The 17,902-nt window shown below is 53.7% G+C and carries 17 protein-coding genes; 2 read left to right on the forward strand and 15 right to left on the reverse strand.

Annotated features, from left to right (window positions below):
• Positions 1 to 70: 70 nt before the first annotated feature.
• The 11 genes from dtpA to blr form a co-directional block, all read right to left on the reverse strand.
• Positions 71 to 1,576: a dipeptide/tripeptide permease DtpA gene (gene dtpA / locus J4650_RS01995; RefSeq protein ID WP_000100910.1), complete on the reverse strand. Its 1,506-nt coding sequence runs from the start codon at positions 1,574 to 1,576 to the stop codon at positions 71 to 73.
• A gap of 600 nt (positions 1,577 to 2,176) precedes the next feature.
• The gene (gene nth, locus J4650_RS02000) at positions 2,177 to 2,812 is read right to left on the reverse strand and encodes an endonuclease III (RefSeq protein ID WP_001030318.1); all 636 of its coding nucleotides are present in this window, start codon (positions 2,810 to 2,812) and stop codon (positions 2,177 to 2,179) included.
• Entirely contained in the window at positions 2,812 to 3,504 is a 693-nt protein-coding gene (locus J4650_RS02005; RefSeq protein ID WP_001289628.1) for an electron transport complex subunit E, read from the reverse strand. The genes nth and J4650_RS02005 overlap by 1 nt, the downstream gene beginning before the upstream one ends.
• A gap of 2 nt (positions 3,505 to 3,506) precedes the next feature.
• Positions 3,507 to 4,127: an electron transport complex subunit RsxG gene (gene rsxG / locus J4650_RS02010; RefSeq protein WP_000920822.1), complete on the reverse strand. Its 621-nt coding sequence runs from the start codon at positions 4,125 to 4,127 to the stop codon at positions 3,507 to 3,509.
• A gap of 3 nt (positions 4,128 to 4,130) precedes the next feature.
• Positions 4,131 to 5,189, reverse strand: a complete 1,059-nt coding sequence (rsxD, locus tag J4650_RS02015; protein ID WP_023993763.1) for an electron transport complex subunit RsxD — start codon at positions 5,187 to 5,189, stop codon at positions 4,131 to 4,133.
• A complete protein-coding gene (rsxC, locus tag J4650_RS02020; RefSeq protein ID WP_038988686.1) occupies positions 5,190 to 7,397 on the reverse strand; it encodes an electron transport complex subunit RsxC in 2,208 nt (735 codons plus the stop codon).
• Entirely contained in the window at positions 7,390 to 7,968 is a 579-nt protein-coding gene (rsxB, locus tag J4650_RS02025) for an electron transport complex subunit RsxB (protein ID WP_001092600.1), read from the reverse strand. The genes rsxC and rsxB overlap by 8 nt, the downstream gene beginning before the upstream one ends.
• Positions 7,968 to 8,549 (reverse strand): electron transport complex subunit RsxA, encoded by a 582-nt coding sequence (gene rsxA / locus J4650_RS02030; RefSeq protein ID WP_023993244.1) that lies wholly within the window; start codon positions 8,547 to 8,549, stop codon positions 7,968 to 7,970. Before rsxA ends, rsxB begins: the two co-directional genes overlap by 1 nt.
• A 76-nt stretch (positions 8,550 to 8,625) precedes the next feature.
• Positions 8,626 to 9,066: a DUF2569 domain-containing protein gene (locus J4650_RS02035; protein WP_000214061.1), complete on the reverse strand. Its 441-nt coding sequence runs from the start codon at positions 9,064 to 9,066 to the stop codon at positions 8,626 to 8,628.
• An 88-nt stretch (positions 9,067 to 9,154) separates the two neighbouring features.
• Positions 9,155 to 9,370 (reverse strand): transcription modulator YdgT, encoded by a 216-nt coding sequence (gene ydgT / locus J4650_RS02040; RefSeq protein WP_000217946.1) that lies wholly within the window; start codon positions 9,368 to 9,370, stop codon positions 9,155 to 9,157.
• 299 nt (positions 9,371 to 9,669) lie between these two features.
• Entirely contained in the window at positions 9,670 to 9,795 is a 126-nt protein-coding gene (gene blr / locus J4650_RS02045) for a division septum protein Blr (RefSeq protein WP_001708800.1), read from the reverse strand.
• A 206-nt stretch (positions 9,796 to 10,001) separates the two neighbouring features.
• Here blr and J4650_RS02050 point away from each other — a divergent pair, with 206 nt between their 5' ends.
• The gene (locus J4650_RS02050) at positions 10,002 to 11,042 is read left to right on the forward strand and encodes an oxidoreductase (RefSeq protein WP_000998242.1); all 1,041 of its coding nucleotides are present in this window, start codon (positions 10,002 to 10,004) and stop codon (positions 11,040 to 11,042) included.
• Positions 11,043 to 11,116: 74 nt separating this feature from the next.
• Here J4650_RS02050 and add read toward each other — a convergent pair whose 3' ends face one another.
• The 3 genes from add to malX form a co-directional block, all read right to left on the reverse strand.
• Positions 11,117 to 12,118, reverse strand: coding sequence for an adenosine deaminase (add, locus tag J4650_RS02055; protein WP_000565565.1), 1,002 nt, complete (start codon positions 12,116 to 12,118; stop codon positions 11,117 to 11,119).
• 216 nt (positions 12,119 to 12,334) lie between these two features.
• The gene (locus tag J4650_RS02060; RefSeq protein ID WP_023223277.1) at positions 12,335 to 13,507 is read right to left on the reverse strand and encodes a MalY/PatB family protein; all 1,173 of its coding nucleotides are present in this window, start codon (positions 13,505 to 13,507) and stop codon (positions 12,335 to 12,337) included.
• Between the two features lie 9 nt (positions 13,508 to 13,516).
• A complete protein-coding gene (gene malX, locus J4650_RS02065; protein ID WP_023993245.1) occupies positions 13,517 to 15,109 on the reverse strand; it encodes a maltose/glucose-specific PTS transporter subunit IIBC in 1,593 nt (530 codons plus the stop codon).
• A gap of 172 nt (positions 15,110 to 15,281) precedes the next feature.
• Between malX and J4650_RS02070 the strand changes: the two genes are divergently transcribed.
• The gene (locus J4650_RS02070) at positions 15,282 to 16,310 is read left to right on the forward strand and encodes a Mal regulon transcriptional regulator MalI (RefSeq protein WP_023993246.1); all 1,029 of its coding nucleotides are present in this window, start codon (positions 15,282 to 15,284) and stop codon (positions 16,308 to 16,310) included.
• A gap of 57 nt (positions 16,311 to 16,367) precedes the next feature.
• Here J4650_RS02070 and J4650_RS02075 read toward each other — a convergent pair whose 3' ends face one another.
• Positions 16,368 to 17,876 (reverse strand): YdgA family protein, encoded by a 1,509-nt coding sequence (locus tag J4650_RS02075; RefSeq protein ID WP_000753328.1) that lies wholly within the window; start codon positions 17,874 to 17,876, stop codon positions 16,368 to 16,370.
• Positions 17,877 to 17,902 lie beyond the last annotated feature (26 nt).

Here is a 17,902-nt window from a genome sequence, read left to right on the forward strand (position 1 = left end):
TAGTGCGGGGACGAGCAAAAAAAAAGCCGCTAACGCACAGTTAGCGGCCTGAATGTTGTTTCCCGGAAAATTAAACTGTAGCGGCTTTAGAGCCTTTTTCAGCGGTATCATCGTCCTGGGTCATACGGTTCAGCTTAGGCGCTGTCAGCAGCATCAGGATGGCGATAACGGCGGTTGCTATGCCAATCTGCATAAACACGCGACCATAGACTTCCAGGGACATCAGTGGGTCAGTCACGTCGCTCGGCACAGCCATCAGGTTGGCGACATAACCGCCGATGATGTTAGCGCCTGCCGTTGTCAGGAACCAGCTACCCATGATGAAGCCCATCAGACGCTGCGGAACCAACTGTGCGACCATTGCCAGGCCCAGACCGGAGATCATCAGCTCACCGATACTTTGCAGGCCGTAGCTTGCGATCAGCCAGTTTACGGATACGATGCCGGCATCGTTCGCAAATTTGGCGCCCAGCGGCAGAATCAGGAACGCGCCGGAACACAGCACCATACCAATGGCGAATTTCATCGGCATCGGCAGCGTATCGCCCATCCTGTTATAGATAGCGGCCAGAATCGGGCTGCCGATAATGATCCAGAATGGGTTCAGCGCCTGATACTGTTCCGGTTCGAACGCGATACCGAGAATAGAGTGCTCGACGTTACGAATGGCAAAGAAGTTCAGCGACGTCGGCATCTGGCTGTACAGTACGAAGAAGATAATCGCCTGCAGCATCAAAATAAAGGCGACGATCATTTTACGGCGAGCCGCGCCGTGCATGGAAAACGCTTCTTTACCGAAGATAATGACGATGCCAAGAGCGATTACGCCCAGCACCATACGCGCGATATCCTGGTTGTGCAGCAGCCAGGTGGCGACCGCAATCAGAACGACAATACCCACGATTGTCAGCAGCAGATTACGGAAGTTGATCGGTTCAAAGTCGGGTTTGGAACCGTAGCTTTTCACCCAGCGCTGGCAGAAAGCAAAGTTAACGACGGTTATCAGCATACCGACGACGCTAAGCGCAAACGCGGTGCTCCAGCCATAACGCGCCGCCAGCCACGGCGTCGCCAGCATAGAGAAGAAGGAGCCGATGTTGACGGACATATAATACATCGTAAATGCGCCGTCGAGACGCGGATCATCCTTCGCGTAGCAGGTAGACAGCAGGGAAGACGGGTTAGCTTTAAACAGACCGTTACCCACAGCGATAGCCGCCATGCCCATATAGACGATGCCAGCGTCATGACCAGACCATGCGACCAGCGCATAACCGATAGCCAGCACCACGGCACCCAACATAATAACGCGTTTGGTGCCCAGAATTTTATCACCTAACCAACCGCCAATGGCGACCAGGCCGTACACCAGCGCACTGAAGGAAGAGAAAAGGGTGATGGAATCCGCTTCTGACATACCCAGTTGTTTTACCAGGTAGACGGCCATAATGCCTTGCAGGCCGTAATAACCAAAACGCTCCCATAACTCTATCGAGAAGATGAGATAGAACGCCTTCGGTTGTTTGAAAGCGTTCAAACTGACGCTTTCAGTTGGTTTTTTGTTTGCAGTAGACACTTTTACCTCTTTTTTACGCCCCGTATTAACAGGGATTGTCTGGCGCGTGATGAGTCAGACTCATCCGTCCGATTGTTATATTGGAGGGGAAACGGCAGGTAATGTTCACTATCTTTCCTCTCCAGACAAGAGCTTTGTAATAATCTGTTACATATAACTCTTCTGGTTGAATCGTCCGATGTCAGAAATGTTATCCAGCGTTAAATTTCTTCATTTGAAGAATGGCAGATTTTTACACTGCAAAAAGGCCATTAGTTTGGGTGAAAGGCGATATCTTCTGCTATTTAAGGTAAAAAGCAGTGATATAGGCCATTATCTGAAAAAATGGCAGAGTAATGTTTTGTAGTGAAAACGGGGCGTCAGTCTATCCGGTTGTAAATGTAACCTTAGATGTCATTAAATTTCACATGAAGTTATCAAAGTGATCCTGATCACGGATAGATAGAAATTTTTGCGATTAAAAAATGATTAACCTGACGTGGAGGGAAAACGAAAGCACATTACATCAGAAAAAGGACAGAGACTGGAATGATTGATGGCTAAAATAGATCCAGGCCGAAGGTGGGAGCGCGCTGGTGTGACGGACGCACTCCGACCATATCAAATATCGACTTTTTCTTTGTATTCGCAAAGGTCTTCAATGAGGCAGGAGCCGCAGCGGGGTTTTCGGGCGATACAGGTATAGCGGCCATGCAAAATTAACCAGTGATGGCAGTCCACTTTGAACTCATTCGGCACCACTTTCAGCAACTTCTCTTCTACCTGCTCGACATTTTTACCCGGCGCGAACTGTGTTCGGTTGCATACACGAAATATATGCGTATCAACGGCGATGGTCGGCCAGCCGAAGGCGGTATTTAGTACTACGTTAGCGGTTTTTCGCCCCACGCCGGGAAGCGCTTCCAGCGCCGCCCGATCCTCCGGCACTTCGCCATTATGCTTGTCCAGTAAAATACGGCAGGTCTTAATCACGTTTTCCGCTTTACTGTTAAATAAACCGATGGTTTTGATATAGGATTTCACGCCTTCTACGCCCAGTTCCAGCATCGCGGCTGGCGTATTGGCGACCGGGTAAAGTTTGGCGGTAGCCTTGTTCACGCTGACGTCGGTTGCCTGCGCGGAAAGCAACACGGCAATCAGCAACTCAAACGGCGACGTGAAATTGAGTTCCGTTGTGGGGTGCGGATTGTTGTCGCGCAGGCGCGTCAGAATTTCCAGCCTTTTTGCTTTGTTCATCAGACTTTCCCTGTTTCACCTGCCGGAACAGCGGAAGGCGCGGTTTCGGCGCGGCGTTTCTTCATTTTTTCATCAATAAGATATTTTACCGCCAGCATGAGCCCCAGGCCGATAAACGCGCCTGGCGGCAGCATCGCCAGCAGGAAAGGCGAGTCGGTGTGAAATATCTCGACCCGTAATACTTTTGCCCAGCCTCCCAGCAGGCTATCCGCGCCATCGAAAAGCGTACCATTCCCGAGGATCTCGCGCAGCGAACCCAGCACGAACATCGCGCCTGTCGCGCCCATGCCGATGGAAAAACCGTCCAACGCGGAAAGCCACGGTCCTTTTTTCGCGGCAAACGCTTCGGCGCGACCAACAACAATGCAGTTCGTTACAATCAGAGGAATAAAAATCCCTAAAGACTGATACAAACCGAACGCATACGCATTGATCAGCATCTGTACTGCGCTTACCACCGAGGCAATGATCATGACGTAAATCGGGATACGGATTTCTGCCGGCGTCCAGCGACGTAGTGCGGACACCGTAAGGTTGGTCAGCGTTAATACCAGCGTTGTGGCCAGACCCAGCCCCAGAGCGTTGGTTGCCGTAGACGTCACCGCCAGTAAAGGGCACAGGCCAAGTAGCTGCACCAGAGCAGAGTTATTTTTCCATAACCCCTGAACAACAATGTCTTTTATTTCGCTCATGGCTATTCTCCACAGGCGGTTAAATGGGGGAGCTGAGCGGGCAGTGATTCGGCGTACAGCCCGGCGCGTTTAACCGCATTCACTACGGCACGCGGCGTTATTGTCGCCCCGGTAAATTGATCAAAATCACCGCCATCTTTTTTCACCGCCCAGTGCGTATCATTTTCACCGCTGATGGTTTTACCGCTAAAGTGGGTAATCCAGTCAGACAAACGGCGCTCAATTTTATCACCTAACCCTGGCGTCTCATGATGTTCCGTCACGCGCGTCCCCAAGACGGTACCGTTGAAATCTGCGCCAACAATAAGCTGGATAGCGCCGGAATAGCCATCTGGCGCGGTAGCCTCAATGATGGCCGCTACGGGTTTATCATCCTTGCGAGCGATAAAAACACGGTGTGTGCCTTTGCCGAGGGCGGGCGCATCGACCAGATAACAGCTCTCTTGCAGATTATTATTGTAACGATCTGGCGGCAATACCTGATCGAACAGGGCATGTTGTTGTTGCAGCGCTTGTTCGTGGATGGTTGATTTTGTCATCTGATTAATCACCGCGGTCAATCCCGTAGAGCCTGCGGCAAAAAGCGCCAGCGTAATACCGTGTTTACGAATCGTTTTCAGCATGGTTTATCCTTTGCGATGTCCATAGACGCGGGGGCGCGTGTAGTAGTCGATCAGAGGAACCGTGATATTCGCCAACAGGACAGCAAAAGCAACGCCGTCCGGATAGCCGCCGAAGCTACGAATCAGCCACACTAATACCCCAGCCAGCGCGCCGAAAATTAAACGTCCACGGTTGGTCGTGGAGGCGGTAACCGGATCCGTTAAGATAAAAAATGCGCCCAGCATGGTGGCGCCTGACAGCAGATGAAGCTGCGGCGAGGCCAGCGTAGCGGGCGAGAAAAGCCAACCTAACGCGGCGCATAGCGCCAGCGTCAGCAGAAAACTGACCGGGATATGCCAGCGGATGGCTTTTTGCCACAGCAGGAATACGCCGCCGACAAGCCAGGCGAGGTTAACCCACTGCCAGCCCACGCCGGCCAGCGCGGCGCTGTATATCGGGTACTGCATAATTTGCTCAACGGAATGTCCGGCGCGCAAGGACGTTTTAAACGTATCCAGCGGCGTCGCCTGGCTGATACCGTCAATACCGATACGTAGCAGCGTCATATCGCCGCCGCTGGCGGTATGCCCGGTAAAAATCATCCGCAACGTGTCCAGCATATCGGGCGTTGTTGCGGCTATTTCATAAGGCGGCAACCAGCTTGTCATTTGCACCGGAAAGGAAATTAATAGCACCACGTAACCGATCATGGCCGGATTAAAGGGGTTTTGTCCCAGCCCGCCATATAACTGTTTAGCGATAATAATGGCGAATCCGGTTCCCAGCACGACCATCCACCAGGGCGCGAGCGGAGGGATGCTGACCGCCAGCAAAAGCCCCGTCAATAACGCGGAATAATCCTGCAGGTGACTGGCGACCGATTGTTTGCGCAGCCTGAGGACAATGGCTTCCGCGACGAGCGCCGTGATGGCTGCCAGAACGATCTGGAAAAGCGTTCCCCAACCAAAAAACCACGTCTGCGCGGCAATCCCCGGCAGAGCGGCGATTACTACCAGCAACATGATTCGCGATGTCTGGCGCTGGTTATGGGTATAAGGCGAGCTTGCGATTCTGAATACCATTTAGTCCTCGTTAACAACCTGCTGCTGTGCTGCTTTTTTTGCCTGAACGCGGGCGATAGCCGCAGCAACCGCGGCTTTACGCGGGTCGGCCGGTTCGGCAGGTTCGCTTCCGGTCTGCTGCTCCTGCTTACGGGCTTTGGCGCGGGCGATCGCCGCTTCCACCGCGGCTTTGCGCGGGTCGGCCGGTTCGACAGGTTCGCTTCCGGCCTGCTGCTCCTGCTTGCGGGCTTTGGCGCGGGCGATAGCCGCTTCCACCGCGGCTTTACGCGGATCGATCGGTTCGGCAGGTTCGCTTCCGGTCTGCTGCTCCTGCTTGCGGGCTTTGGCGCGGGCGATAGCCGCTTCCACCGCGGCTTTGCGCGGGTCGACCGCTTCGGCAGGTTCGCTTCCGGCCTGCTGCTCCTGTTTGCGGGCTTTGGCGCGGGCGATAGCCGCTTCCACTGCGGCTTTGCGCGGATCGACCGGTTCGGCAGGTTCACTTCCGGCCTGCTGCTCCTGCTTACGGGCTTTGGCGCGGGCGATAGCCGCCTCCACCGCGGCTTTACGCGGGTCGTCGCCGGGTATCGCGCTGTCAGCCATCGGATGAGCGGCTTGTTTAGCGCGCGCTTGCGCTTTACGCGCTTCACGGGCCGCGATCACGGCGCTATTGTCTGGCAGACTACCCGCCTGAATAACCACCGGTTGCGTGGCCTGCGCCTGTTTCTCTTTTACCCGCGCCAGCGCAGCGGCAATGGCATCCTGATCTTTTGCCGCTGGTTGTACTGCTGCGCTCTTGTGACGTGCAAGGCGGGCGGCTTTTTCGCGCTCCAGTCTTGCCTGACGAGCCTCAAAACGCGCTTTGGCTTCGGCGGCGCGTTTTTCTTCAAGCCTGATCGCATTAATCTCCGCTTTTTCCTGACGGAAATATTGGACGAGCGGAATATTACTGGGGCAGACCCAGGCGCAGGCGCCGCATTCTATACAATCAGCAATATGGTGAGCGGTAGCCTTGTCATGCTGCTGCCCTTTGCTGAACCAATAAAGCTGCTGCGGTAAAAGGTCGGCAGGGCAGGCGTCAGCGCAAGCGCTGCAACGAATACAGCTTTTCTCTTCCTGAGGCGCCCCCATTTCAGTCACGGATGGCGCCAGCAGGCAGTTAGTGATTTTTACGACCGGTACGTCAAGCCAGGGAAGGGTGAATCCCATCAACGGGCCGCCCATGATGACCATCTGGTCAGCAGAAGGGCAGAACCCGGCATCGTTAAGCAAATGACGAACGGGAGTGCCGAGCCGCGCCCAGACGTTACCCGGACGGCTTACCGCTTCACCCGTTAAGGTGACGACGCGTTCTGTGATCGGTTCGCCGTCAACCACGGCGCGTTTAACGGCATAAGCCGTACCGACGTTTTGCATCAGCACGCCAATATCAGAGGAGCGCCCGCCGTGGGGAACCTGTTTTCCCGTCAGTATTTGGGTGAGCTGTTTTGCGCCGCCGGAAGGGTATTTGGTTGGGATCACACGTAACGAAATATCGTGGGCGTCAGCCAGTACGGCGCGCAGCATGGAAATAGCCTGCGGTTTGTTATCTTCAATGCCGATTAATACCTCACGCGGTTGCAGAATATGCGCCAGGATGCGAATACCTTCCACAATCTGCGCGGCGCAGTCCTGCATCAGACGATCGTCCGCCGTAATGTAAGGTTCGCACTCTGCGGCATTGATAATAAGCGTGGTGATTTTATCGCCGCCGCCCTGCAATTTAACGCCGGTGGGAAACCCTGCGCCGCCAAGCCCGGCAACGCCATACTGATGAATGCGTTCAATGAGCGCTTCACGGCTGTGGGCGCGGTAATCAGACCAGCCCTCGCGTTCAATCCAGCGGTCCTCGCCGTCGGCATCAATGATGACGCTTAACTCCGCCAGCGCCGAAGGATGTGCCGTCGAGTGGGGGGCAATAGCGATAACCGTCCCGGAGGTGGGCGCGTGTACCGGCAGCATTCTCCCACGTCCACGGGTAAGCGCCTGGCCGCGTAGCACGCGATCGCCGACGCTAACGCACAGCTCGCCCTCAGCGCCAATGTGCTGTTTTAAAGGGATAACAAAGCGCGGCGCTAAAGGCACCTGGCGCAGCGGCGTGCCGTTTGACTGGGTCTTCATTTCGGGCGGATGAATACCACCGTCGAAATCCCAGATTTTATCTTTTCTGAAAGCGGAAAATAGTTTAAGCATGTTGTTCCACGGGAATGATGCGAACGGGAATGGTGTTCAAATCCCATTTCCAACTGTCGGGCGTCTCATTCACCGGACGTAATTCGATGCAGTGCGTCGGACACGGATCGACGCACAGATTACAGCCAGTACAGAGATCGCTCATGACCGTGTGCATGGCGCGCGTTGCGCCAACGATGGCGTCAACCGGGCAGGCCTGAATGCATTTTGTGCAGCCAATGCAGTTATTTTCATCAATAACTGCCAGCATACGTACTGGCGCGGCCTGCTGTTCTTCACCATCGCATGGTTGCGGCTCTACGTTTAGCAACTCTGCCATTTTCAGCATGACGGCTTCGCCGCCGGGCGCGCAACGATTGATTTTCTCGCCCTGGAGACCCACGGCTTCGGCGTAGGGGCGACAGCCGGGATAGCCGCACTGACCACACTGACTCTGCGGCAAAATCGCATCGATTTTTTCAACAACCGGATCATCTTCAACCGCGAATCGGCGGGAGGCATAACCCAGAATGGCGCCGAACACCAGACCCAGAAGGGTCAGGGCGCCAACGGCAATCCAGATAGTATTCATTACAACTTCACCAAACCACTAAAGCCCATAAAGGCCAAAGACATTAATCCTGCGGTAATCAATGCTATCGCGTTACCACGAAAAGGGGCGGGCACATCCGCCACGGCAAGGCGTTCGCGGATGGCGGCAAACAGAACCATCACTAATGAAAAACCGACGGCGGCGGAAAATCCGTACAGCGCCGACTGAAGAAAGTGATGACCGAGATTAATATTCAGTAACGCTACGCCCAGAACCGCACAGTTAGTGGTAATCAGTGGTAAGAAGATGCCTAACAAGCGGTATAACGCCGGGCTGGTTTTCCGTACAACCATTTCGGTAAATTGCACGACCACAGCAATGACGAGGATAAAGGCCAGCGTCCGCAGATAAATCAGCTCCAGCGGAATAAGTATCCAGGTGTCGATAAGCCAGGCGCATATCGACGCCAGCGTCATGACAAAGGTCGTCGCGAGGCCCATCCCCATGGCGGTTTCCAGTTTTTTGGATACGCCCATAAAGGGACAAAGGCCCAGGAATTTGACCAGTACAAAGTTATTGACCAGTACAGTTCCGACAAAGAGCAGCAGGTAATCAGTCATGTTTCGGCCTGAAATAAAAAAGCCGCCTATTATCTGTCAAACTACCACAGGCGACAACAGGTTAACTGTAGGGTTATTACGGATTAACAAACGTTGTTTTAACGCGCGCTGAACGTTTGAGATAAGGCACAATGAGCGCCGTCGCCAACAGTGGGAAGAGTAACTGACGCACGGCAAAGGCATCTGAGACGGGCGAAAAGGCAAATGCTTTAACCGCCAGTAACACCGACACCAGCAGCCAGATAATGTAATGCTTCGGCACGCAGCGTCTGCGCTTGAAGAATGCGATCGTCAACCACAGGGTATAGTACCACATGGCGATAGCGGTAATAAATGAAATGCCCCATAGCAGTAAATTACCGGTTTCCTGTCCGCTAAGCGTCTTGAACGTTTGCGGTGTGGCAAGCGCCATAACGTAGAGTAATAACGCCAGCGAGGCGCTCAACAACGCGACTAACAGCCAGGCTAACGGGCCAAGAAGCCAGCCTCCAATTCGTTGTGGCGGTGTTGTAGTCATATCTTCTCCGGGGTTACGCGCATTAACGGTCATGCCGCTCATTTTGGGGCAAATATTATAAGGTTTTTGATGTTAAACGCTACTTTCTTTATTGCACATAGCGCCAGACGGATTGCGGAACCTGACCTACATCAAACAGGCGTCCTCCGGAAACCAGTTCGGCACGGCGGTGATCTGCAGCGCGATACATATTAACAATGTCCATGTCATCAGTAAGGGTATAGTTAAGGTGGTCGAACAGTTTTTCCAGACTTTCGAGCGAACTAATTTTGCGGAATTTTAATAGATAATCCTGAACAGTCATATAAAGTTGATCCATATTAAATATAATGCCAACGGAGTAGTCACTGATAAAAAATAAACAAAACCGCACCAGTGAGAGGTCAGGGGTGCAGGTAAAAAGGGAATATTCTTACCGGTAAAGAGTCAGGCGCCACATGGCGCCTGGGGCGAAAGGTTAACGCGCTTTCCTACAACAGGCAATAAACGTCAGACCAGATAGGACATACTTTCGTTTTTTTTGCCGGTTTTTGACTTTTCTTTGCCCCCCCCCGGGGCGCCGCTTACCGTGCCACGCGAAAATGCCTTTACATTATCTGACGCTTACTTCTTCTGAACGGAAGCCGTGGGCTCAGGTGGTTGGTAATTGTCAATATGGTTGGCAATACCTAAAAGAATGACTGAGATAACGAGAACTATCCACCCAGTTAATTCAATAAGACGATTCATTATTGACGACATTTGCTTTGATTTATCCATAAACACAGGGGGTAAATGTACTTTCCTGGCGAACGGTCGGCAAGAGGGAGGGAAACGTTTTCAGCCTCTGTTCTGTAACAAGTTAATCATTTGATGCTACGTTGATGGTCAGGACGCTATTGCGGCTAATCGCACGATGGTGTGGAATAGCGATATCTAAAACCGGAGGCAGTGAGATGAATGACAAAATCCGCGTTGGGTTAATCGGTTATGGCTACGCCAGTAAAACCTTTCATGCGCCCTTAATTATGGGAACGCCAGGGCTAGAGCTTGCGGCGGTATCCAGCAGCGATGAAACAAAAGTGAAAGCAGATTGGCCGGCGGTTTCCGTGGTCTCTGAGCCCCGACATTTATTTAACGATCCGCATATCGACCTTATCGTGATCCCGACGCCCAACGATACCCATTTCCCGCTGGCGAAAGCTGCGCTGGAAGCCGGTAAGCATGTGGTGGTTGATAAACCCTTTACCGTGACACTGTCACAGGCGCGAGAATTGGATGCGCTTGCGCGGAGCACTGGCCGGGTACTTTCCGTCTTCCACAACCGACGCTGGGACAGCGATTTTTTGACGCTGAAGGCCTTGCTGGCGGATGGCGTGCTCGGCGAGGTGTCCTTGTTTGAATCCCACTTTGATCGCTTCCGTCCCCAGGTGCGCGACCGCTGGCGCGAGCAAGGCGGGCCGGGAAGTGGTATCTGGTACGATCTGGCGCCGCACTTGTTGGATCAGGCCATTCAACTTTTTGGCCTGCCGGTCAGCATGACGGTGGATTTAGCGCAACTGCGTCCGGGCGCGCAATCTACAGATTATTTCCACGCGATTTTATCCTACCCCCAGCGCCGCGTGATTTTGCACGGTACGATGCTGGCCGCGGCGGAATCCGCGCGATACATCGTTCATGGTTCGCGCGGTAGCTATGTAAAATATGGCCTCGATCCCCAGGAAGAACGGTTAAAAAACGGCGAGCGTTTACCGCAGGAAGACTGGGGATACGACATGCGTGACGGCGTATTGACCCTGGTTGAGGGAGAGACGCGCAAAGAAGAAAACTGGCTTACGTTGCCGGGTAACTATCCGGCATATTATGCCGCCATCCGCGATGCGTTAAACGGTAACGGTGAAAATCCCGTGCCAGCAAGCCAGGCGATTCAAATTATGGAGTTGATTGAACTGGGCATGGAATCGGCAAAACATCGCGCGACGCTGTGTCTTGCCTGAGATGTCGCATTTCTCCGCCTGGGATAGCATTAAACCGCAGGCGGAGAGAGGACGTTAGCATCAATAAAGCAATCTTACGCCGCGGCCACTTTTTCGCGCAGCGCACGTTTTTCGCCATCGCTCAGAAAGGCGATTTCCAGACCGTTAATCTGCGCCTGGCGAATCTGTTCGCGGCTCAATCCTGCCGCTGGCGCGGCGACGTGATATTCATGGATAATATCTACGCCCTGAACAGCCGGATCGTCCGTATTAAGACTGGCGAGAACGCCATGCTCAAGGAAGGTTTTGAGCGGATGATCTGCCAGCGATGCGACGGTACTGGTCTGAATATTCGAGGTCAGACAGGATTCAATACCGATACGCTGCTGTGCAAGAAAATCCATTAACGCGCGATCTTCGACAGCTTTTACGCCATGTCCGATACGTTCGGCCCCCAGTTCGCGAATCGCCTGCCAGATACTTTCTGGCCCTGCGGCTTCGCCAGCGTGAACGGTAATATGCCAGCCCGCATCGCGCGCCCGATTAAAGTGCGACAAAAACAGACTGCCGGGAAAGCCCAGCTCATCACCGGCTAAATCCAGCGCGGTGATTTTCTCTCTGTGCGCCAGCAGCGCATCAAGCTCCTGTAAACATGCCGCCTCGCCGAAGGTACGGCTCATAATGCCAATGAGTCGTGCCTCGACGCCAAACGTGTTACAGCCGTCGCGTACACCGTCGATAACGGCTTCAACCACGCCTGCGATCGGTAACTGATGCGCCATCGCCATATAGCCGGGCGAAAAGCGAAGCTCGACGTAATGCAGGCCGTTACGTGCGGCATCTTCAATATTTTCAAAGGCTACACGGCGGCAGGCGTCAAGCGATGCCAGGACTTTTACCCCCCAATCGAGCTTCGTGAGAAAGCTCACTAAATCGGGTTCGGTTGAGGTGACCTGGACATGCGGAATCAGCGTTTCCAGCGTTTGGGCGGGAAGGGCGATGTTGAACTGCCGACCAAGATCCAGAATTGTTTGGGCGCGAATGTTGCCATCAAGGTGGCGGTGGATGTCAGTCAAAGGAAGCGTAATATCAATCATGGGCGCACTCAATTTTTAATAAAAGTGCGCACCATTATACTACAGATTGATAATCCTCTGGAAATTTTGCAAAAACGGAGTCATTACGTTGCAACTTCGCGAGAGCGCGGGAGAAATTTTGTATCATTCTCTTTAACGCGCCCCCGGTCAGCTCACGGGGGCGTCTCTGTTATCGCATCTTAGGATAAAGGGTCAACCCCCCGCCTGTAGACAGTATCAGCGAACGGTGCGGATAGCGTTAATCAATCCGTTGACGCCTTTTTCAAGTTTCAGGCGAGGGCATCCGGCATTCAGACGCACAAATCCCCGGCCTTCTGCGCCATAGGTATCGCCGGGCATAATGGCGACTTTCTCCTGATGAATGAGCGTGTGCTGTAATTTTTGATCGTCAATGCCGAGTGAACGGAGATCAATCCAGGCCAGATAGGTCGATGGCGGCGCTTGCCAGTTCAACGTCGGAAAGGCGCCATTCAGCGCCTGCTCAATATAGCGCATATTAGCCGCCAGCGAGGCGCGTAACGCATCCAGCCACGGCGCGCCGTGCTGATACGCGGCAATATGCGCCGTGAGCGAGAGCACCGCTGGCGAAGAGAGGCCGTCGCGCCCTTTTAAGGCGGCCAGGTAGCGTTCACGGCTTTCACTATTTTCAATGATTCCATAAGCGCCGGTTAATGCCGGAATGTTGAAGCTTTTCGAGCCGGAGGAGAGCAGCGCCCAGTCTCCGCGCGCGACATTGCTCCAGGGAATATGCGGCTGGTTTCCCCATACCATATCCATGTGAATTTCATCGGAAATCACCCGTACGCCATGGCGCTCGCACAGCGTTGACATCGTTTCCAGCTCGTCACGCGTCCACACTTTACCGGTGGGATTTTGCGGACTGCACAGCAGCAGGATTTTGCTTTCCGGACGCGCCAGCGCCGCCTCCAGTTTGGCCATATCGCAATACCAGGCGTTGCCTTCTTTCTCCAGTGGGACGGGAGTGACGATGCGATGGTTGCCTTCAATCGCCTTATAAAAAGCATCGTAAGCGGGGGTATGAACTACCACGCCATCGCCTTCGTCGGACCACTGGCGGATAAGCTCGGACGCCATATAGATAACGGAGGGGCCGTATACGAGGGAGTGGGCATCTATCGTGGTCTGATGGCGTGTCGCAAACCAGTGGGTAATTGCCCCTAAAAACGCCTCATTTTTCCAGCGGCTATAGCCCAGCACACCGTGGGAAAGGCGCTGGTTTAGCGCCTCCAGGATACACGGCGCGGTGGCAAAATCCATATCCGAGATCGTAAAGGGGAGCAGATCGGCTTCGCCAAAACGATCGGCGACATAATCCCACTGCGTACACCATGTCCCGCGACGGTCAACTTCCTGTGAAAAATCGAACATATCTCTTCCTTATGCCTGAACGGTATTCATCAGACCAACCATTTCATCTTTTACTGACTGAACCTGTGGGCCGATAACCACCTGCAAATTATGCTGATTGAGCTGTACGACGCCTATCGCACGATTGTCCTTCAATGCCTGGACATCGACAAGCGACATATCTTTCACGGACAGACGTAAGCGGGTGATGCAGTTGTCCAGACTCACAATGTTTTCCGTGCCGCCTAATGCCGCCAGGATAGCAGGCACGTTGTAGCCGGATTTTCCTGGCGCGCCAGCGATCGCTTTTTCAATGCTGGTGGCGATCTCTGCTTCGCGCCCCGGTGTTTTGAGGTTAAAGCGTGTAATGGCGAAGCGGAAAATGAGGTAGTAAACCGCAAACCAAATCGCCGCCACTACCGGTACCAGATACCATTTTGTTGACAGACCATGCAGGATGCCAAACACCACAAAGTCAATAATATTGCCATCCGTATTGCCGATAGTGACGCCGAGAATAGCCATGATGGTAAAGCCCAGCCCGGTCAGCAGAGCATGAATAACGTACAGCACCGGTGCTACGAACAGGAACAGGAATTCCAGCGGTTCCGTTGTACCGCCGACAACGCAGGCGATTAAACCGGAAATCAATAATCCTTTAATTTTAGGGCGGTTTTCTGGACGGGCACAGTGGTACATTGCCAGCGCGGCGCCCGGCAACCCACCGAGAAACGCCGGCATTTTGCCTTGCGATAAGAAGCGAGTGGCGCTTTCAGAGAAGCCGTGCGTCGTTGGGCAACTGAGTTGGGCCTGGAAAATAGTCAATGCGCCGCTCACGGTATGCCCGCATACCTCTTGCGTACCGCCCGCCTCGGTGAAACGAATCAGCGCTACCAGAATATGGTGCAGACCAAAAGGCAACAGCAGGCGCTCGCCGGTGCCGAAAATCATCGGTCCAAAGTCGCCGGCGCTATTGATGATATGACCCAGTCCACTAATTCCCATCGCAAAAACCGGCCAGACGAGCGGGATAACCAGGCCGACAAGCCCCATCACAACGGCGGAAACGATAGGTACAAAACGCGTACCGCCGAAAAAGGCCAGCGCATCCGGCAAACGAATGGTATGAAACCGTTCATGCAGCATCCAGACAATAATACCAGCGATAACGGCGCCGAGGATGCCGGTATCGATAGAGGGGATGCCCAGAATATTTTGTACGTTATTGGCTTTCAGCACCGCCGCATCGGTGGTCGGCAGAATGCCTTTTGCCGTGAGCCAGAAGTTGACTGCAAGGTTCATGACCGCATAACCGACAAACCCGGCAAATGCGGCGACGCCTTTGTTTTCCCGCGCCAGACCGAGCGGAATCGCGATACAAAACATCACCGGCAGGAAGCTAAAGGCAAAAGAACCTACTTTACTCATCCAGGTGAAGATAGCCTGTAGCAAGGGATTACCCAGCACGGGGAGCAGGGTGATAACGTCGTGGCTACTGAGCGAGCTGCCGATACCGAGCATAATGCCGCAGAACGAGAGCAAGGCGACGGGCAACATAAACGTTTTGCCCAGTTGCTGGAAAAATTCCCATAGCGTTATTTTTGGCGTGATTTTCGTCGTCATCTAACGACTCCTTGTTAATAAAGGCCGGTGTCAGGTTATGATGGCGAAAAGATAAAACGTTTTATCAAATTTTAGTGCGGCATTAATCACATTACTGACCGATAATAACGCGTATAAAGATAACAGATAGGTAAAACGTTTTATCTGACAGATTCTGGAGCGATTTGTTGACATGGCTATCGCCAAAAAAATCACTATCCACGATGTTGCGCTGGCGGCTGGCGTGTCGGTGAGCACCGTTTCCTTAGTGCTGAGCGGCAAGGGGCGAATATCGGCCGCGACCGGCGAGCGCGTGAACGCGGCAATTGAGCAACTGGGCTTTGTGCGTAACCGCCAGGCGTCCGCGCTGCGTGGCGGGCAAAGCGGCGTTATCGGTTTGATCGTGCGTGATTTATCGGCACCCTTTTATGCCGAATTGACCGCCGGGTTAACGGAAGCGCTGGAAGCGCAAGGCCGTATGGTTTTTCTCCTGCACGGGGGGAAAGATGGCGAACAGCTAAATCAGCGTTTTACCATGCTGCTTAATCAGGGCGTGGATGGCATGGTGATCGCCGGTGCGGCAGGTAGTAGCGAAGCGCTGAGAGCGCAGGCCGACGCACAAGGTATTCCTGTCGTGTTTGCGTCACGCGCCAGCTATCTTGATGATGCGGATACCGTTCGGCCTGACAACATGCAGGCGGCGCAACTCCTGACGGAGTACCTTATTCGTCAGGGCCATCAGCGCATCGCCTGGCTGGGAGGACAAAGCGCATCTTTAACCCGCGCGGAGCGCGTGGGCGGCTATTGCGCGACGTTGTTAAAATACGGTCTACCGTTTCACAGCGAGTGGGTCGTGGAGTGCGCTTCCAGTCAGAAACAGGCAGCAGAAAGCATTACCGCGCTGTTGCGATACAATCCGACCATTAGCGCTGTCGTTTGTTACAACGAAACCATTGCGATGGGGGCGTGGTTTGGCCTGCTGAGAGCCGGACGACAGAGTGGCGAGAGCGGTGTCGATCGTTATTTCGAGCAGCAGGTGTCGCTGGCGGCGTTTGCTGATGTGGCGGAGAACGCCCTCGACGACCTGCCGATTATCTGGGCCAGTACGCCGGCGCGAGAAATAGGCTATACCCTGGCCGAACGAATATTGCAGCGTATTGCTCACGACGAGTACCATGTGCGGAGTCAAACGATAGCCGCTCGCCTGGTAACGCAAAAGTAGAGGCTGCGCGTCGTTCGGCGCAGACCGGGTGCAGCGTCGCGACACCCGGCAAGGCGATTATTGTTGAGGCAGCGCCGGAACGTCCGGAACGGAAAGCGCCGGCATCCCAAACAGGCCGACAAAGTCTTCCAACGGCATTTTTTGTCCGTTGAGCGTGATCTGGCCATTGGCGTACTGCAAACTGGAGGCGATAGTATTATCCTTCAGCGTTGTCAGTCGGAACATCTGACCCATTGCGGACAGCCCCTGCACCTGCTGTTTTGCCAGTTTTTCCGCATCATCCTGCTGATAGCCTTCCAGTTTTGCTATCTGCGTCATAAACTCGACCGCCATGTCCATTGGAATTGCCAGTTTCGCATCCAGCGATTTCACGGAGCGGTCGACTTCCTGCGCCAGCGTTTGCGGTTGTGCCGTTGTGGTTGCCGGATCTTTGAGGAACAGCGACAGATTCAGCGTGGTTTCCCCTTTGGCGTTTTTCCAGCTAAGCGGCGCCAGGGTCAGAACCGGATCGCCTTTTAACAGCACGGGGAGAGCGCTAAAGAACGCTTCAGTGACTTTTTGCTGATAAAGCTCAGGATTCTGCGCCACGTCCGGCTGATTCAGCAGCGCCTGCGTTTGCGCATGATATTGCTGACTAAACTGGTGCCAGGCTTCGCCGTCGATTTGACCGACTTTCAGCGTTAATTTACCGCTGCCCAAATCCTGATTCTGCACTTTCAGGCTGTTAAGCGAGTAATCCAACTGGCTGTTAATGGTTTTTCCGTCGTTGACGAGATCGGACTTGCCGGCAATTTCCATCCCTTCCAGCACCGCCATCTCTTTACCCTCAATGGCGATGGACAGTTTATCCAGCGTTAACTTTTGGTCGCCTACACGCTCGCCAAAGCTTGCCAGCTTACTGGTACCGTCTGTTTTCAAATTATTAAAGGTGAGTTGTACCTTCTGATTATATTCGTTAACGGCATCGACCAGGCCGCTCTGCGCTTCGCCTGACAGCGAAACCACATTACCGTCTTTATCGGCGTTAAGCTGGAACTCGCCGCCGCTAAAGGCGACCTTTTCACCGGCATTCTCGTAGTTTAACGGCTTGAGAGAGATATCGGAGCGGGTATCGCCGCCATAACCAATGCGGGTATTGATAACAAAGGGCGTGTCGCCTTTCGCGATATCAAAGAGGGGTTTTGCCGCATCGTTATTCACCAGGGTGGTTTTTACCGACGCCATAGAAGGGATCAGATTGAGCGTTTTGAGCTGGGCGAGCGGGAAGGGGCCATGTGAAACGGACTCGTCCAGCACAATGCTTTGCCCGGGCTTCAACCAGGTATTGTCTGCGCCGGCAACCGGTTTGACAACCAGTTGCAGATGGCTACTGAACACGCCACGCTGGTAGTTTTGATAACTTAATTCGACACCGGCCTCCGGCGCAGTACGCTTGAGCTGTTCATTGGCCTGAGTCACCATTTCTGCAAGATGGTTCTCCAGCTTTTTCCCCGTATACCAGGCACCGCCTGTCCAGACGATGCCAAGTGCAATCACTACACCTGCAGCTACCAGTGTTTTTTTCATATCAATTGTCCATAAAAATGAAACCA

It is taken from the genome of Salmonella sp. 32120201201600049SM (assembly GCF_017572835.1).
GTDB classification, from domain to species: Bacteria; Pseudomonadota; Gammaproteobacteria; order Enterobacterales; family Enterobacteriaceae; genus Salmonella; species Salmonella enterica.

Bases quoted from the DNA above. Each gene is read 5' to 3' on its own strand.
- add (WP_000565565.1), bottom strand. From the start codon at position 12,118: ATGATTGATATTACGCTTCCTTTGACTGACATCCACCGCCACCTTGAT.
- malX (WP_023993245.1), bottom strand. From the start codon at position 15,109: ATGACGACGAAAATCACGCCAAAAATAACGCTATGGGAATTTTTCCAG.
- rsxB (WP_001092600.1), bottom strand. From the start codon at position 7,968: ATGAATACTATCTGGATTGCCGTTGGCGCCCTGACCCTTCTGGGTCTG.
- blr (WP_001708800.1), bottom strand. From the start codon at position 9,795: ATGAATCGTCTTATTGAATTAACTGGGTGGATAGTTCTCGTTATCTCA.
- ydgT (WP_000217946.1), bottom strand. From the start codon at position 9,370: ATGACTGTTCAGGATTATCTATTAAAATTCCGCAAAATTAGTTCGCTC.
- J4650_RS02075 (WP_000753328.1), bottom strand. From the start codon at position 17,876: ATGAAAAAAACACTGGTAGCTGCAGGTGTAGTGATTGCACTTGGCATC.
- J4650_RS02035 (WP_000214061.1), bottom strand. From the start codon at position 9,066: ATGACTACAACACCGCCACAACGAATTGGAGGCTGGCTTCTTGGCCCG.
- rsxD (WP_023993763.1), bottom strand. From the start codon at position 5,189: ATGGTATTCAGAATCGCAAGCTCGCCTTATACCCATAACCAGCGCCAG.
- J4650_RS02060 (WP_023223277.1), bottom strand. From the start codon at position 13,507: ATGTTCGATTTTTCACAGGAAGTTGACCGTCGCGGGACATGGTGTACG.
- rsxG (WP_000920822.1), bottom strand. From the start codon at position 4,127: ATGCTGAAAACGATTCGTAAACACGGTATTACGCTGGCGCTTTTTGCC.
- J4650_RS02005 (WP_001289628.1), bottom strand. From the start codon at position 3,504: ATGAGCGAAATAAAAGACATTGTTGTTCAGGGGTTATGGAAAAATAAC.
- J4650_RS02050 (WP_000998242.1), top strand. From the start codon at position 10,002: ATGAATGACAAAATCCGCGTTGGGTTAATCGGTTATGGCTACGCCAGT.
- rsxC (WP_038988686.1), bottom strand. From the start codon at position 7,397: ATGCTTAAACTATTTTCCGCTTTCAGAAAAGATAAAATCTGGGATTTC.
- J4650_RS02070 (WP_023993246.1), top strand. From the start codon at position 15,282: ATGGCTATCGCCAAAAAAATCACTATCCACGATGTTGCGCTGGCGGCT.
- nth (WP_001030318.1), bottom strand. From the start codon at position 2,812: ATGAACAAAGCAAAAAGGCTGGAAATTCTGACGCGCCTGCGCGACAAC.
- rsxA (WP_023993244.1), bottom strand. From the start codon at position 8,549: ATGACTGATTACCTGCTGCTCTTTGTCGGAACTGTACTGGTCAATAAC.